The organism is Paenibacillus sp. FSL L8-0436, assembly GCF_038593025.1.
In the GTDB taxonomy this organism is placed as follows: domain Bacteria; phylum Bacillota; class Bacilli; order Paenibacillales; family Paenibacillaceae; genus Paenibacillus_AQ.
The window spans coordinates 7,034,322-7,049,904 of the sequence record NZ_CP151955.1 but is presented as its reverse complement, the minus strand read 5'-3'; the positions used below and the strand labels follow the sequence as shown (position 1 = coordinate 7,049,904).

The 15,583-nt window shown below is 52.8% G+C and carries 15 protein-coding genes; 11 read left to right on the top strand and 4 right to left on the bottom strand.

Going from position 1 to position 15,583, the window contains the following annotated elements; all coding sequences use genetic code 11:
• Window positions 1–156: 156 nt before the first annotated feature.
• The 9 genes from NSS79_RS32480 to NSS79_RS32440 all read left to right on the top strand — a co-directional run bounded on the left by NSS79_RS32480 (window position 157) and on the right by NSS79_RS32440 (window position 8,142).
• On the top strand, window positions 157–870 hold the full coding sequence (locus NSS79_RS32480) for an HAD family hydrolase (RefSeq protein ID WP_342437571.1): 714 nt from the start codon (window positions 157–159) through the stop codon (window positions 868–870).
• Window positions 871–945: 75 nt separating this feature from the next.
• Entirely contained in the window at window positions 946–1,224 is a 279-nt protein-coding gene (locus NSS79_RS32475) for a hypothetical protein (RefSeq protein ID WP_342437570.1), read from the top strand.
• Window positions 1,225–1,486: 262 nt separating this feature from the next.
• Complete coding sequence (locus NSS79_RS32470; RefSeq protein WP_036722718.1) at window positions 1,487–1,687, top strand: cold-shock protein; 201 nt, start codon at window positions 1,487–1,489, stop codon at window positions 1,685–1,687.
• Window positions 1,688–1,808: 121 nt separating this feature from the next.
• The gene (locus tag NSS79_RS32465) at window positions 1,809–2,039 is read left to right on the top strand and encodes a cold-shock protein (RefSeq protein ID WP_342437568.1); all 231 of its coding nucleotides are present in this window, start codon (window positions 1,809–1,811) and stop codon (window positions 2,037–2,039) included.
• A gap of 187 nt (window positions 2,040–2,226) precedes the next feature.
• Window positions 2,227–4,023: a sensor histidine kinase gene (locus tag NSS79_RS32460; RefSeq protein WP_076110974.1), complete on the top strand. Its 1,797-nt coding sequence runs from the start codon at window positions 2,227–2,229 to the stop codon at window positions 4,021–4,023.
• Entirely contained in the window at window positions 3,983–4,783 is an 801-nt protein-coding gene (locus NSS79_RS32455; protein WP_076110975.1) for a response regulator, read from the top strand. The genes NSS79_RS32460 and NSS79_RS32455 overlap by 41 nt, the downstream gene beginning before the upstream one ends.
• Before the next feature lie 112 nt (window positions 4,784–4,895).
• Window positions 4,896–6,251, top strand: a complete 1,356-nt coding sequence (locus NSS79_RS32450) for an extracellular solute-binding protein (RefSeq protein ID WP_342437567.1) — start codon at window positions 4,896–4,898, stop codon at window positions 6,249–6,251.
• Window positions 6,252–6,344: 93 nt separating this feature from the next.
• Window positions 6,345–7,226, top strand: coding sequence for a sugar ABC transporter permease (locus NSS79_RS32445; RefSeq protein WP_038597799.1), 882 nt, complete (start codon window positions 6,345–6,347; stop codon window positions 7,224–7,226).
• 31 nt (window positions 7,227–7,257) lie between these two features.
• Window positions 7,258–8,142, top strand: coding sequence for a carbohydrate ABC transporter permease (locus NSS79_RS32440; RefSeq protein ID WP_038597797.1), 885 nt, complete (start codon window positions 7,258–7,260; stop codon window positions 8,140–8,142).
• Here NSS79_RS32440 and NSS79_RS32435 read toward each other — a convergent pair.
• Entirely contained in the window at window positions 8,132–8,737 is a 606-nt protein-coding gene (locus NSS79_RS32435) for a methyltransferase domain-containing protein (RefSeq protein WP_342437566.1), read from the bottom strand. The genes NSS79_RS32440 and NSS79_RS32435 overlap by 11 nt on opposite strands.
• Window positions 8,738–8,866: 129 nt before the next feature.
• Window positions 8,867–10,252, bottom strand: coding sequence for an MATE family efflux transporter (locus NSS79_RS32430; protein WP_342437565.1), 1,386 nt, complete (start codon window positions 10,250–10,252; stop codon window positions 8,867–8,869).
• 280 nt (window positions 10,253–10,532) lie between these two features.
• On the opposite strand from NSS79_RS32430, the gene hxlA reads away from it, so the two are divergent.
• On the top strand, window positions 10,533–11,165 hold the full coding sequence (hxlA, locus tag NSS79_RS32425) for a 3-hexulose-6-phosphate synthase (RefSeq protein ID WP_038597793.1): 633 nt from the start codon (window positions 10,533–10,535) through the stop codon (window positions 11,163–11,165).
• 8 nt (window positions 11,166–11,173) lie between these two features.
• Complete coding sequence (hxlB, locus tag NSS79_RS32420; protein WP_342437564.1) at window positions 11,174–11,731, top strand: 6-phospho-3-hexuloisomerase; 558 nt, start codon at window positions 11,174–11,176, stop codon at window positions 11,729–11,731.
• 79 nt (window positions 11,732–11,810) lie between these two features.
• Here hxlB and NSS79_RS32415 read toward each other — a convergent pair whose 3' ends face one another.
• Together NSS79_RS32415 and NSS79_RS32410 are read right to left on the bottom strand one after the other, a co-directional pair.
• Window positions 11,811–12,131 (bottom strand): cupin domain-containing protein, encoded by a 321-nt coding sequence (locus tag NSS79_RS32415; RefSeq protein WP_342437563.1) that lies wholly within the window; start codon window positions 12,129–12,131, stop codon window positions 11,811–11,813.
• A gap of 315 nt (window positions 12,132–12,446) precedes the next feature.
• On the bottom strand, window positions 12,447–15,092 hold the full coding sequence (locus NSS79_RS32410; protein WP_342437562.1) for a heparinase II/III family protein: 2,646 nt from the start codon (window positions 15,090–15,092) through the stop codon (window positions 12,447–12,449).
• Window positions 15,093–15,583: the final 491 nt, after the last annotated feature.

Genomic DNA, 15,583 nt, shown 5'->3' with positions numbered 1-15,583 from the left:
AGATTGAATTCTCTGTAGCCACGACCAATCCCAAAATAGAAGAATAGAAGAATTATAGGTTCGATTCCTATAGTTATAGTAAACTAAAAATACGAATTCTATCCGGCATTCTAACTGCGGTGGGCCGGACACAAACGAAATAAAGGGGGCATTTTTATGTATCAAACCTATATTTTTGATCTGTACGGTACGCTGATTGATATTGAAACCGATGAAGAACGTTCCGAGGTATGGGAACGGCTGGCGCTCCACTTTAGTTATCACGGTATGAACACCACGGGAACTGAGCTGCAGGAAAGGTTCCTGGCGGAGCGGGACATCCAGCTTGCCGCTGCTGCGCAGAGCTGTCAGTTTCCCGATTTCGTTATGGAGGAAGTCTTCCGGGTGGTGGCACGGGATTTGGGCGGAAGTCCGAACGAGGATTGGCTGCATGAAACGGTGAGATGGGTGCGGACGTTATCCATGATTCATATCTCCCTGTACGACGGAGTGGCAGAAATTCTCCAGAGCTTAAGAGCCGGCGGCAAAAAAGTGTTCCTGCTGTCCAACGGACAGAAAACCTTCGTCGAGGCTGAACTGACTATGCTTGGCATTCTGCATTTGTTTGATGGGGTGGCCATCTCCTCGGAGGCGGAGGTGAGTAAGCCGGACCCGTTGTTTTACCGCTATTTGACGGACACCTACGGTGCGGACTTAAGCTCGGCGATTATGATTGGCAACGATCCGCGTACGGATATCGCCGGGGCTGCAGCAGTAGGGATTGACTCCTGTTATATTCAGACGGCATCTTCTCCCCGGGATGTTCCGGTGAAGAGCACCTTGCAGATCTGGGATGGAGATTTGCGCAAAATCCCCGGATGGAGCCTGTAGCCGAAACGAAGCGCCGGCAGGTTGACTTGTGCTACAATAATGGAGCATAAATGCCTGAGGAGCTGACTAACGATTATGAGCGATAAAGTAAATGAGCAGGAATTGTTGGAGGTGCTGTCCGCCAAAACAAAGGTTGATCCGAAGCTGATCAAGCTGGTGCTGCAGCATGAGCAGAACTTTATCAACAATGCCAAAGCCAACAGCAAAGGCGAAGTTGATATAGACAACGATGATCTGGTTGATTATGTCACAGCCCAGCGTGATGTGAAGCTGGATGAACTGACAGTCGAGAATATTCTCGATGCAGAAATGGACTATCTGATGGACAAGGGGCTTGCAGGGTATATTGATTAGAAACCTTGCGGCTGGGAGCTGCTCATGGTTCACTCCGTTGAATCATGGGCAGCTGCTCCAAAAAAAGTTTGCTGTTTTCTTTGCTTTCGGTAAATTAATGTGCTACAATGAAGTCAATCATAAATTTAACCCTTAATTCACATATTGTAAAAGGTTATCATTTGTGCGTATGAATCCTTTTCCAATGTGTGAATTTTTATTTGTTCGTACAATACGTAGGAATAAAAGGACATGTGTTAAATAAAATATTGGAGGTAATATTATGCAAACAGGTACAGTGAAATGGTTTAACGCAGACAAAGGTTTCGGTTTTATCGAGGTTGAAGGTGGAAGCGACGTATTCGTACACTTCTCCGCAATCACTGGTGAAGGTTTCAAATCTTTGGATGAAGGCCAACGCGTAGAGTTCAATGTAACTCAAGGCGCTCGTGGACCACAAGCCGAAAACGTTGTAAAACTGTAATTTCTTAAATCAAAGCTGTCCTTAACACAAGTTGAGGGCAGCTTTTTTTATTACGCATACCTGTCCTAACGTTCCTGAAAAGGTAATGAATCGTATGGATACGAACTAAGGAGGGGTACTTATGTATTTTCGTAAAAAAGCGCTGGAGGATCTTCCGCAGGAAGACACAACCATTTGGTCCTGCACCAAAGAAGGCTGCACCGGTTGGATGCGCGATAATTTCGCCTTTCAATATGTGCCTACCTGCTGGCAATGCAATTCACCAATGACCCGAAGCATGAAGATCCTGCCTATGCTTGTCAACACGAATCATGAGATGAAGGAAATAAAGAAGGGAATTACAATTACGTAGTTTGCTCTTCCCGGTTGATTTGACCGGTTTTCTTCTAACGTCGATACCCTTAAGCTCCCTTGAATCGGGGACTGGCTTAGGGGTTTTTTGTTGTCCTGGAGTGCCCCCAATGACAATAGGTCTTGACCAAGCGGTAGCACTTCTGGAAAATAGAGCTGGAAGCGCTGTCAGTGAAGGAGGGGCCAAAGTGTACGGAAGATTCAAAGAGCTGAATACGCTGCGCAATCAAATCTTTATCGGATTTCTGCTTGTGATGCTGATCATTATTGTCGTTTCGGGAGCATTTGTGTATGACCGGGTCTCTTCGCTGCTGAAAAATAATTCCGAGCGGCATATCCAGCAGACTGCGGTTCAGGCCAACGGAAGACTGGACGCACTGATCGGCCAGATAGACAGTCTCACAGAGCAGGTGGCCAATCATCCGACGGTCCAGCAGTTGCTGCTTGAAGAGCTTAACGGGCAGAAAGTGTCCTTTAACCAGCGGCAGTCGCTGCTGAAGATTGTATCCAGCTATCAGGCTTACATGCCGAGCGTCGGCTCCCTTGAGCTGTATACGGCCGATTACCGGCTGTTGTTCCCGATTAAAGACGGCAGCCTGAGTACAAGGATTAACGGCAGCTATATTAGCGAAGCTAATGTGCAAAAGGGCAGACTGGTCTGGATTGGCGTCGATCCGAATGATGACCAGAGTCTGCTGGCGATCCGCCAGGTCAGCCTGATGGACCGCTGGTTCTCACGGGGCGGCTATCTCATGGCGCGGATCCAGCGGAGTTACTTTCAGCTGAATGATCCGCTTTCGGGCAGCGACAGCGGCGAGTCGATTCTGCTTGTCAGTGATGACGGCCAGCTGCTGGGCAGCAGCGAAGCCCCGGTGGCTAATCTGCTGCCGCTGCTCCACAGCAAGGACCAGACCGTCAGCTTTCAGGACAAAGAATATGTGCAGGTCAAGCTGCGCTCGGACAAGACCAACTGGACACTGTTGGTGCTTACGCCTGTCAGCTATGTGACGAAGGGGATCTCTGTGCTGCGGACGGTGCTGCTGGTTTCCGGGGCGCTCGGAACGGTGCTGTTTTTGATTATGTCGTTTGTGCTGTCTACCATGATTACGCGGCCGATCATGCATCTGATCCGGGCGATGCGCAAATCGCGGCTCGGAGTGCTGACCCCCAATTTGCAGTCTGTATCTACGGTGGAGCTTCGGGAGCTGAACAACACATACAATGGCATGATCACCAATATGAACGACTTAATCCGGGTAGTTTATGAAAAAGAAGTGCTGCAAAGCCGCACGGAGCTCAAAGCGCTGCAGGCGCAAATCAATCCCCATTTTCTGTTCAACACCTTGGAGGCGTTCAATTGGTCGCTGGAGGAGAAGGGGGAAGAGGAGCTGGCCGGTCTGGTCGTAGTGATGTCGCGGCTGTTCCGTTATATCATCGGCAATCCGAACATGGATGAATGGGTAACACTTGGAGAAGAGGTGGAACAGGTCCGGCGGTATTTGCAGATTATGGAGATGCGGATGGGCGAACGTCTGACCTGGAATGTCGAGCTGGCTCCGCAGGCGGCGGCTGTTCCGGTGCCGAAGCTGCTGATCCAGCCGATTGCCGAAAATGCGATTCTGCACGGAGTCGAGAGCCGTGTCGGCAGCGGGTTGGTCAGCGTCGTTGTCCAGCCGTCACTCCGGCAGGGCTGGACGACAATAACCGTAAGCGATAATGGTCCGGGAATGGATGCGGACACGTTGCAGGCGCTTTACAATTCGCTGGAGGGCGGACCTTCGATCTCTTCCAAGGGAAATGGTGTGGGCCTCGTTAATGTTCAGCGGCGGCTTAAGCTCTACTATGGCCGGGAAAGCGCGGATCTCCAAGGAATGATGATTGACAGCAAACCGTCCCAAGGGACGGCCATTACCTTTGAAATACCGAACAATGGGGGATATACCTATGAACCTGGGCAACAAAATGATTCTGGTCGTGGACGATGAGCCGCGGACCCGGCAGGGCATTAAGCAGACGCTGGAAGTATGGGCAACAGGGAGATATACCGTGGAAACCGCAGATAATGGGATTGAAGCCCGTGAACGGCTGCTGCGAGAGCGGGTCCATTTGCTGATAACCGATGTCCGGATGCCGGAGGTCAGCGGGCTGGATCTGATCCGCTCGCTGGAGGGGCAGACGCGTAAGCCGGTGGTGATCGTCATTTCCGGCTATGCTGAATTTGAATATGTGCAGCAGGCGCTGCAGCTGGGGGCAGTCAATTATCTGCTCAAGCCGCTGGACAAGGGTGAACTGCTGCAGGTGGTTGAGGCTGCCCTGAAGCGCGGGGAAGAGGAGCAGCGGCGTGAGAAGCTGGAGAAGCTGGTTGACCACAAACTGCTGGAGATGGATCCGGAGCGCAGCGGCATGGGAGAGCCGGTGAAAGAAGCGCTTGTCTACGTGGAGCAGCATCTGCAAGAGCAGCTGAGCATGGCTGAGGTGGCCGGGCTGATCCACCTGAACGCAAGTTACTTCAGTGTGCTGTTCAAGGAACAGACGGGGGTTCCTTTCAGTGAATATGTGTCGCGGCTGAGGGTTCAGCGGGCCAAGGAAATGCTGCTGCAGACGAGAATGTCCATCGGCGAGATCGGCGAGCGTGTAGGCTACCGCACGGACAAATATTTTATCAAGGTATTCAAATCCCTTGAAGGCATGAGCCCAAGCCGCTACCGCCAGCAGATGGGGGATAGGCAGACGGAAATCCAATAAAAGTGGAAGTTTTGCCAATGAGTGTGATCTTATAAACCTCCGGTTGCAATGTTAAAATTTGTTTGAGAGCGGTTACATAATCCGCACAACTGAAAAAATGGAGGTTATAGCAATGCCAAGGAACAAGTTGACTAGAGGCCTGCTTTTGACTTTTACGCTGGCGCTGATTCTCTCAGGCTGCGGCGGGACGAAGAATAATAACGCCGCAAGTGGCAGCGAGGCGGGAGCGGGGAACACAGAAACGGCTACCGATGCTCCTGCGCAGAAAGTCACGATTAATATGATGCATTTATGGCCGGCGGGCAGCTCCGCCCAGCAGAACAAACTGGTCGGACAGATTATAGACGAATACCAGAAGGAGCATCCGAACGTTACTATCAAGCAGGAGGTGCTGGAGAACGAGCAGTATAAGAATAAGCTCAAGGTGCTGTCCGCTTCCAATGAGCTTCCCGATGTCGGAATTACATGGGCGGCAGGCTTCATGGAGCCTTATGTAAAAGGCGGCTTGTTCGCTCCGCTGGATGATATCCTGGGCGGGGCACAGCTGAAGGATAAATTCGTCGCAGGGACTACGGAAGCCTATGCGGTGGACGGCAAAACCTACGCGTTACCGATTGAGCTGAACATTTCACCGATTTACTACAACAAAGACATCTTCGCCAAACATAATCTGCAAGTACCGGCCACCTATGAGGAATTCAAGCAAGTTGTGAAAACGCTATCCGATAATGGAGTGGCGCCGGTTGCCCTCGGCAACAAAGACCGCTGGACCGGTTCACTGTGGTATATGTATCTGGCCGACCGGATTGCCGGCAGTGACACGCTGAAGAAAGCTACGAACGGTACAGGCTCCTTCGATGATCCGGGCCTCATCCAGGCGGCAGCCGAAGTGCAGACTCTGGTTGACATGAATGCCTTCAACAAGGGCTTCAACGGCTTGTCCAACGATGAAGGCAAGTCCGAATTCATGAATGAAAAAGCGGCTATGTACCTGATGGGTACCTGGGAGCTTCCGAACTTTACGACAAACCCTGATATTCCGCAGGAATTCAAGGACAAGGTAGGCTTCTTCAAATTCCCGACCGTCGATGGCGGCAAGGGAAACATCAACAGCTGGGTGGGCGGTCCCGGTGTCGGCCTGTTCGTAGCCGAGTCCTCCAAGGTGAAGGAAGAGGCTAAAGCGTTTGTGGAGTACTTTGTCTCCAAGTGGGGTGAAGAATCCGTTACCACTGCCGGCGTAATCCCGGCTACCAAGGTCGATACAGCGAACAGCAATTTGCCTCAGCTGTATGTAGATCTGCTGAATGAGCTGAATAATGCCAGCAGCATCACGCTGTTTGCCGATGTGCAAATGAAACCGGGCGCTGCACAAGTCCACCTGGATATGATTCAGGCGCTGTTCGGCAAGGCGGTAACCCCCGAACAATTCGCCGCCAAACATAAAGAAGCTGTAGAGAAAGGCAATTAAGAATAGAGTGTGAAGCGGAAGCCTCAGGTTGGCTGCGGGGACTTCCGCCCCCTTTAATGCGAGTATTTCAGGAAGGAAAGGAGGGATTGCGCCATGGCGAAAGTGATGTCCAACAAGCTGGTGATCGCACTGTATGTGCTGCCTTCCCTGCTGCTCATCATGGGCATTATTTATATTCCGATTGTCCTGACCGGTTATTATGGACTGAACCAGTGGGACGGCATCGGCAAGATGGTATTCATCGGACTGGACAATTATAAGGAGCTGGTGCGGGACAATGCCTTCTGGCAAAGCGCACTGCATTCCCTGCTGCTTGCTTTGTTCTCGGGCATCAGCCTCATCGGTTATCTAGGGATTGCTCTGGTCTTATCCGGCAAAATCAAGGGCGCAAATCTGCTGCGCAAAATTTACCTGATCCCCATGCTGCTGTCTTCCGTAGCCATCGCGCAGTTGTGGATGAAGATCTATCATCCCACCAATGGTGTGCTGAACAGCCTGCTGACTTCTCTCGGGGTCGACAATCCGCCGTCCTGGCTGGCTGAGCCCTCCATCGTGCTGATTGCATTGTTTATCCCGATTATTTGGCAATATGCCGGTTTTTATATTCTGATTTATTATGCTGCCTTAAAGAACATTCCCGAATCGCTGATGGAAGCCGCGCGGATAGACGGGGCCAATCCTTGGCAGATCGCCACCCGGATCAAGCTGCCGCTGATCAGTGAGGTGATTAAGGTGACGGTGGTACTGTCGGTGGTGGGGTCGCTGAAATATTTTGATCTCATTTATGTCATGACTGACGGGGGGCCGAACGGGGCAAGTGAAGTTATGGCATCTTATATGTATCACAAGGCCTTCCGCAGCTTTGACTTCGGATATGGCAGCGCGGTCGGGTTCTTCCTGCTGCTCATCTGTCTGGTGGCCACTTATTTGATCCGTAAGGCGACTGCTTCGAAAGATACGATCCAGTATTCTTAAATATTGCCCGCCTTGAAAGGAGGAGCCTATCATGAGAACTCAAGCCGCTGCGGGCTACCCGCCGATTCGGCAGCGCAGCGGGGTACCGCTCTTGCACAGAACCGGTTATGGCGTCATGTACCTCGCCCTTATCGCCGTAGCTGTGATCCAGGTGCTGCCGCTAGTCTGGCTGCTCATTTTCTCGCTGAAGAACAATCAGGAAGTATTCAACATGGCTCCATTCGCCATTCCGGCGCATCCGCACTGGAGCAATTATGAAAATGTATGGGTCAACGGAAATATAGGACAGTATTTTCTGAACAGCGTCTGGATTACGGCCGTTGCCCTGGTGCTTACGGTACTGCTGGCCAGCTTCGTCACCTTTGCCGTGACCCGCATGATCTGGAAGGGCAGATCACTGGTGCTGGGCCTGTTCATGGTCGGGCTGATGATCCCTGTCCATTCCACATTGATTCCGCTGTTCAGTATGTTTCTGAAGCTGCATTTAACGGATAATCCGCTGTCGATCATTCTGTCGTATGTGGCGTTCAACCTGCCCACAACGATTATGATTCTGCTTGGCTTCTACTATGCGCTGCCGAAGGAAGTGGAGGAGGCGGCAATTATTGACGGCTGCTCGGTGAACAGAATGTTCTTCAAGATTGTGCTGCCGATGACTTCATCCGTGCTGGCAACAACAGCCATTATCAATATGATCTACAACTGGAACGAGTTCATCTTCGTCAACACATTCATCAGCTCCGACAAATACAAGACGTTAACTGTCGGGGTCCAGAATTTTATCGGCCAGTATACTACAGACTGGGGGGCGATCGGTGCCACGCTGATGATCAGCATTCTGCCGATTCTGCTGGTGTTCCTGATTATGAGTGAACGGATTGTCGAGGGCATTGCCGCCGGTTCTGTTAAAGGCTGACGCGAGAGCAGGAGAAGCGGTATAATTCTTCATCCTCAATCGTAATCCCGTCAAAACCATGCTGGACAGCCAGTTCTATCAGTTCCTGATCCGGAGGAATCGGTTCACGCGTGCTGCTGTAGCCAATCCGCACATGATGCTCTTTAAGTCCCTGCCTGGTCCTGGAATGGGCAATCATAAATGTGCCGCCGGGGTTCAGACTGCGCTCCGCGTTGACGAACAGCATTTCCAGATTTACAAAATGGGGAATGCTGTTATAGATCAGCACATAATCAAAGCCGGACTCGCAAGTGAAGGGATCTTCGAAGTCAACACACTGCGTCTCTGCTTCAGGATAGCCTTCCCGCAGCGCTTCCAGCATCGCGCCGGAGATGTCGAGGGCCAGATAGCGGCCTGGGCGGATGCCAAGCTTGTGCAACGCAGCGGGTATGACACCGGTGCCGGAAGCTACGTCCAGCAGGCTCTGCCCTGCTTTTATGCTCAGAGCTTCTAGAACCTTCTGGGCCTGTGCAACGGCTTCCTCGCTGTTATTCCATCCGGCGGCCAGGGCATTGAAATGTTCAATTTCACTTTCTTTCGGTGAATGTGTGGTCATATGCGGCCTCGTCTCCTGTTATGTATTTTTATGGAATCATTATAAATGAAAAAAGGCGGTTCGTCAGGTCGAAAAGACCTTGGCGAACCGCCTTCTTCAAGGTATAAGCTGTTTCATCTTGCGGAATACTTAATGTGCTGCAGCAGGGGAGGGGCTAACCGGTGTCTCTGCGTCATGCTGAATCAGCCCATGTTTCTCCCAGGCTCTGCTCTTCCAGCGGAAATACATCATCACGGCTCTTACCCATTCGTCAAAAGCGGTGGCCAGCCATACCCCGGCCAGGCCGAGGTCAAGCGTGAACACCAGAAAATAGCCAAGCGGCAGACTCATGCAGACCATGGAGATCAGCCCCATATAAACAGGGAACTTAGCGTCGCCCGAGGCCCGCAGAGAGTTAATGATCACCAGGTTGCAGGTGCGTCCCGTCTCCAGGAAGAAGCTGAGGAGGATGACCTGGGCACCCATCCGGACAATGCTCTCATTGTCGGTGAACAGTCCGAATAGCGGTACACGGAAGGCGATAACGATAACATCCATAATTACGGTGACAAGCAGAGCCCACTTCACGCTGGAGAATACCCGCGAATAGGCTTCCTCGGGACGTTTTGCACCGACCAAATGTCCAACAATGATCGAGGTGCCCATGGATACTGCGACGCTGAACAAGAAAATATAACTCGAGATGTTCAGCGCGTATTGGCGCGTGGCCATCGCTTCAGCGCCCAAATACGTAATATACAGCGTAAATACCAGCTGGCAGGATTGATAGGTAATGGATTCAAAAGCAGACGGAATACCGATTTTGAGAATCTGCAGCACGTACTTTTTGGAGAGGTGAATGTAGTAGGTCCATTTGACCCTTACCTCCACGATCCGGTACAGCAGCAGGAAGAAGAATACCAGCGTGATCAGCCGGCTCAGCACTGTGGAAATGGCCGCACCCTGTACTCCCATTGCAGGCAAGCCAAAATGTCCGAAGATCAGAATGTAGTTGCCGGCCACATGAATGATATTCATGAGCAGGGAGACCATCATCGTCTGCTTCGTGAAGCCGTGCGTGCGGATTGTGGTCGCCAGCGCGTTAAGCAGCGCCTGCAGAAAAATGCCGCCTCCTACAATGTTCATATACATTCTGGCATAGACGAGGATATCACCCTGCACGTTCAACGCAGTCAGCAGGCTTCCGCCGAACAGCAGCAGAACTGCGCTTAGAATGAGGCCTACGGCCAGATTGAGCGTAATTGCATTTCCGGTTACATTAGCCGCTTCCTGCGGTTTCTTCGAACCGAGATATTGGGAGACGACGATGGCTGCGCCGTTTCCGATTACACTGAGTACTAGAATAGCTACAGCTATAATCTGATTCGCTGCACCCACGCCGGATACGGCATCGTCCGATACCGAACTGATCATAAATGTATCGACGCTGCCCATAAGCATGAACAGGAACAGCTCCAGGAAAATCGGCCAGGTCAGCTTAATCAGGTTGAACTCTTGATGTTTTGCTTGCTCCATAATACACCTTCTTATAATTATTGCCCGTACTAATGTAAATGCTTTAGTCCCAAACAAAATGTATGTTAGCACAGCTTTTATGAAAATGCAGTATTTTTACGAAAATAATGAAAAACTGGATGAATTTCTTTCAGAATCGGCCTCAAATAAGCCTCTGCGCAGCACAATAGTATCCTCCAGGTAACTACATCACAATAAAGTGCCTACTTCCCTTTTGGGCTGTATGAACTTACACTTAGTGCAACACTTACAAAAATACACTAAAGAGGAGATTTATCATATGAAGCTGCAATTAGCATTAGATCTTGTGGATATCGCCGGAGCCAAGGAAATCGTCTCGGAGGTGGCCGAATTTATTGATGTTGTGGAAATCGGCACACCGATTGTTATTAATGAAGGATTGCACGCGGTGAAGGCCATTAAAGAAGCTTTCCCGGCGCTGACCGTACTGGCTGATCTGAAAATTATGGATGCAGGCGGTTATGAAGTGATGAAGGCCGTGGAGGCGGGTGCGGATATCGTTACCGTGCTGGGTGTTTCCGATGATTCGACGATTAGAGGTGCCGTTGAGGAAGCCAAGAAGACGAATAAAGAGATTCTGGTTGACCTGATCAACGTCAAGGATATCAAGGCAAGAGCCGCTGAAGTGGACGCACTGGGTGTGGATTATGTGTGTGTACACTCCGGTTATGATCATCAGGCCGAAGGCAAAAATTCCTTCGCCGATCTCCATGCGATCAAAAGCGTAGTGAAGCGGGCCAAAACTGCGATTGCCGGGGGGATTAAGCTGAGCACACTGCCGGAAGTCATTGCAGCCGGACCTGACCTCGTTATCGTTGGCGGCGGCATCACCGGTGAAAGTGACCAGAAGGCAGCGGCGGCAGAAATGAAACGCCTTGTGAGCCAGGCCTAAGGGCTCGTATGGATACCGTTAGCTACGCACAGGAAATAGTGAAGGAGCTGCAGCACTCGGCAGAGCAGCTTGATGCAGCAGAAGCTGAGGAATTTGCAGTGCTGCTGCTGCGCTCCGGCAAGGTGTTTGTCGCCGGGGCGGGCCGGTCGGGGCTGATGGGCCGGGCCTTTGCTATGCGGCTGATGCATGCCGGTAAAGAGGCCTATGTAGTCGGCGAGACTGTGACGCCGGGAATCGAAGCGGGCGATGTACTGGTGCTTGGTTCGGGATCGGGTGAAACGAAGAGTCTGCTCGCGATGGCGGAGAAAGCCAAGGCGCTTGGCGCGGCGGTTGCCGCTGTGACCATTGCGCCGGAGTCGACGATCGGCAGACTGGCTGATTATACAGTGAAGTTGCCGGGCTCTCCGAAAGAACAAAACGGCGGAGAGCGCGCCACCATCCAGCCTATGGCCTCCTTGTTTGAACAGACCCTGCTCGTCTTCTATGATGCTGTGATTTTGCGGATGATGGAGCAGACCGGCCAGACCACTACGCAGATGTTCGGCAAGCATGCCAACTTGGAATAAAACAAACCACGCCTGTCCGGCTGCCCGGACAGGCGTGGTTTGTTTAGGTGTATTTTGCTGCTTATCCTATGGATGCAGCCTAGCGCTTAAGCAGATCCTCACGGATAGGAGTGAAGACATCAAGCAGCGCGGAATCTGCCTCCAGTGCAGTCACGCCATGTTTGGCATTTCCCGGTATGGCAATGCTCTGGCCTGCTCCTATAGCATATTCCTTGCCATCAATGCGGAACACAAAGCTTCCACGCAGACAGTAACTCATCTGCTCATGCGGATGGCTGTGCTCATAGCCCTCGGCTCCCTCCTCGAAATGAACCTCCATCATCATCAGACTGGCTGCCGCATTCAGGATGCAGCGTTTGACGCCCGGCTCCGCCGGTTCCCATACTCCAAGATTGCTCATGTCTATTTCCTCCTTAGGATAGTTGAATTTGCAATACAATTGCTGCCTGACAAGGGCAGTAATTGAGGCAGCAATGCCGGATGCTTAGGATGATTGTATTTCATGCAACAGAATAGGTATTACACTGCGGCAAAACTCAATCTGTTGTATTTCATGCAGCTGATTTCGGATGTATTGGTTGAAATAGTCCTTTTTTTACGAATCTGTTGCACGAAGTGCAGGAGATTCAGTTTTTAGGCCAAGTTATGGTCTTTCTGCTGTATCAAGTGCAATTGATGGGCCTCGCGGTCTGAACGTGAAGATGAATAGATAGGGTCAGACCCGTTCAAATCCTTTTGGAACGGAAATCTGAATTGTTCCAGGCTCAAGGTACAGGATGTCCGCTTCCGAGTCCTCGAGAACTGTCAGCCCAGCCTGCGAATGCCGGGCTTCCGCAGCTTGGGCCGCTGTGTAACCAGCCTCTGCCCCTCCAGCCAAAGCCGTTTCTGCTGTGCCGAGCAGCCTGAGCGGAACGCCACCGGGAACGCGGATGCGGCGGGTCATTGTGGAGCCGTTGATGGCGGCGACACACCAAACGCCGTCTGCGCGGGTGATCTTATACAAGCGGACGCCTTCTCCGGCGTCTTCGCACTCCAGCGGCTCCAGCCGGAGTGCGGGAGCCGCTGCTGCCCGGGGATGCAGCAGCACCACGTAGTCCTCGCCAGCGTTGCCGTGCACACGGAAATGCTGCTGCGCGGCCAGCGGGTACGCTCCGCCTACGGCCCCCTCTCCGGTCGTAATGACCGGAAGGGCAGGCTCGGCGATATGCGCGCTCAGCCGCATGCCTCCTAAGCCTATGGCGTCAATGGCCTGCTCCGTGACTTCGGCCTCCGTACTCAGCGTATGCAGATTCCAGACACTGTCTGCCCCACCCTCAATCCGGTCCCAGACCAGATAAGCGTCAAAACCCGCTTTGATGAACAAGAAATGCCGCTCATATTCTCCGGCCCGCGCATCGGGAATGAGGCTTTTTGCATAATCCAGCTCCTCTGAGAAGCAGACCTCCCGGCAGACGCTTTGCAGCGGACCGTCCAGAAGGTCTCCCGTTTCACCGGTGAACTGGACGACATTATGCGCGGCTCCGGACACATACCAGTGCCGGTCCCCATTGTAATAGCCGCCGGTTCCGGCATCCAGCGTCAGAGGAATCCCATCTGCCCAGATGGAGAAATGGCCTTCATCATGATGGGCGTGATAGGTCAGTGGTGAAGCCTCGTAAATGGCATAATGCTGCAGGTTCTGCTCTCCGCCGCGGAAGATGACATAGCCGATGCCTGGATAATGTACGGAGCGGAGAGCAGGTTGCCGCTCCGGAAGATCCGGCTGCGGATACAGCAGCGCGACCAGCGGCAGCGGGAAGGCGCCGGTATCCTGGACGGGTGCGCCGCCGTGCTTCCAGGTCCAGACCATTTCCGCTGCCAGCTGCGGATCTTCCTCTGCATAGAATCGGGCCGCGTAGCCGAGCAGGCGGAACCATTGTTCCTGCACATTGGCATCGCCGACAGCCGGAGTAAGCAGAACGGGCGCACCGGAAGGGCCGCCTTGAATAATGTCCTCTGCTGTCACGATGCCTATCAGGAAGCGGTACATCGCCTTTACCTTGGGATGCCGGAAATAATCAATTCCCCTCAGGCGCTTCAGCAGGGCAAAGAAAAGGAAATAACGGTGCAGTACGGCGCCGTGATAGCGCACATTTTCCGGCCATGCGCCCTCCGCATCAACCACTTCCGCGAGCTGCCAGTCGATCACGGAGCGGGCATGCTCCAGGTATGCTCCGCTTTCGGCCTCCTGCGGGAAGAGGAGCGCATAGACCCCGAGCCCGGTTGCCCGGTCGGCATTCCAGTTGCTGCGCTTGCCGCCCTTCTCGTCCGGGAAGGCCGTAAGGTCGAACCGGTAGTAGGCGGTATCCGTCATCATCGCCGCGATATAGCGGAAATCGGCGAGCAGTGCCGCCGTTTCCCCGGCAGCGGGCGCTCCGCTGCCTGCAATCTGGTCATAGATGACCGAGGCGGCGGCCAGTCCCCGGCCGATATGCACAGCGCCGTAGGTGTCGTCGTCATGCCAGCCGTCCCGTCGGAAAATATCCATGCCGACGCGCATATCGGCAAGCATGTATTGCAGCTTGCGCTTGGCCAGCCCGGCATACAGCTCTTCACCTGAGACCATATACAGGTTGGCATCTGCACCGGCAGCCTCCAGCAGATACGCCCAGTTGGTCAGCGTGGGCCGGTTGAAAAGCGGGGACAGCAGCTCCAGTCCAAGCGGCACTCCTGCTGAATCGAGAAAAGTTACCCCGGTGCATATGCCGCCGTTCACAAGAGGGGCTTCCAGGCTGAGCTCTGTCTGGATACCATAATAATCCCCTGCGCATACAGGCAGGAGCTCCTCATAACGTAGAACCGTCCACTCTGCCTCCGCTGTATTGCTGATTCGTACGCTCCGCACATGGTCCTCCGGCACGCCGCCAGCCGGAGTCACCCCGGAAGGCTGCAGGCCGATGCCGATGCCGGACAGTTGCTCCAGCACAATGGTACTGCCGCTTCCCGGCATTTGGGTCCAGCCGTTCAGCGCCTCCCCGAAGCTGCCGTTAATCAGTGCCACCGGCAGCCCAAGCTGGGAATGTGTCAGGCGCACGCCGCAGGTACGGGCAACGCCCTGTCCCCGGACATGAACAGCCAGCTTCAGGAAGGCGGCCCCGGCAGGAACTTTGAAGACGAAGGGTTCCACCCGGAATATACCAAGGCCGCTAAGCGGCACGGCTGCCTCACGGGCGGCAAAATGTCCGGACAGCTGCTGCTGTCTTGCGTATTCCTGCGCAATTGCGGGAATCTGTTCAATTCTGCTGCGGATTTCCCCCAGCTGTTCCCGGTCATAGCAGCCGAAGGGGCGGGCTTCGGCTGCGCCGTTATATGCTGAATTCATTGGTAGAATCAAACCTCCCTGTGAAGTTGTAATCCTGTTCTGTTATTTGTATAAGTTGAACTTTAGATTTACCGATCCGGCATAGAACGCAACTGCGGTAAATGTTTGGACTTCCGGCCGCTGTTGTCTACAGATTTCTTGAAGAATACCGCTATTGCGGTTGAAATCCGTAGACAAAGGCGGTCGCTATCGCTCCTGCAGTTCCAAAATTCCCCTCCGCTGCTTTTGCCTCCAAGTAGTTTTTTAGTTCAACTTATAGTTTCTTCTTTAATTATAGCTGTCCCGCGATTGAATCAGGGATGGATAAAAACAGGAAGCAGAGGGGACAAAGCGACTGAAAACTGCCCGGCAAAGTGAGGTCTTGACCTCGGGGCTTATTTTAAATGAAAAAGTGAAATTCTCCCCCTTAGCGCAGTCGGTTTCTCCCTAACTGTGTATGCACAGAGGGACGTATGATTAGGACAGAAGCGCAAGTCCAATGACAGGAGGAA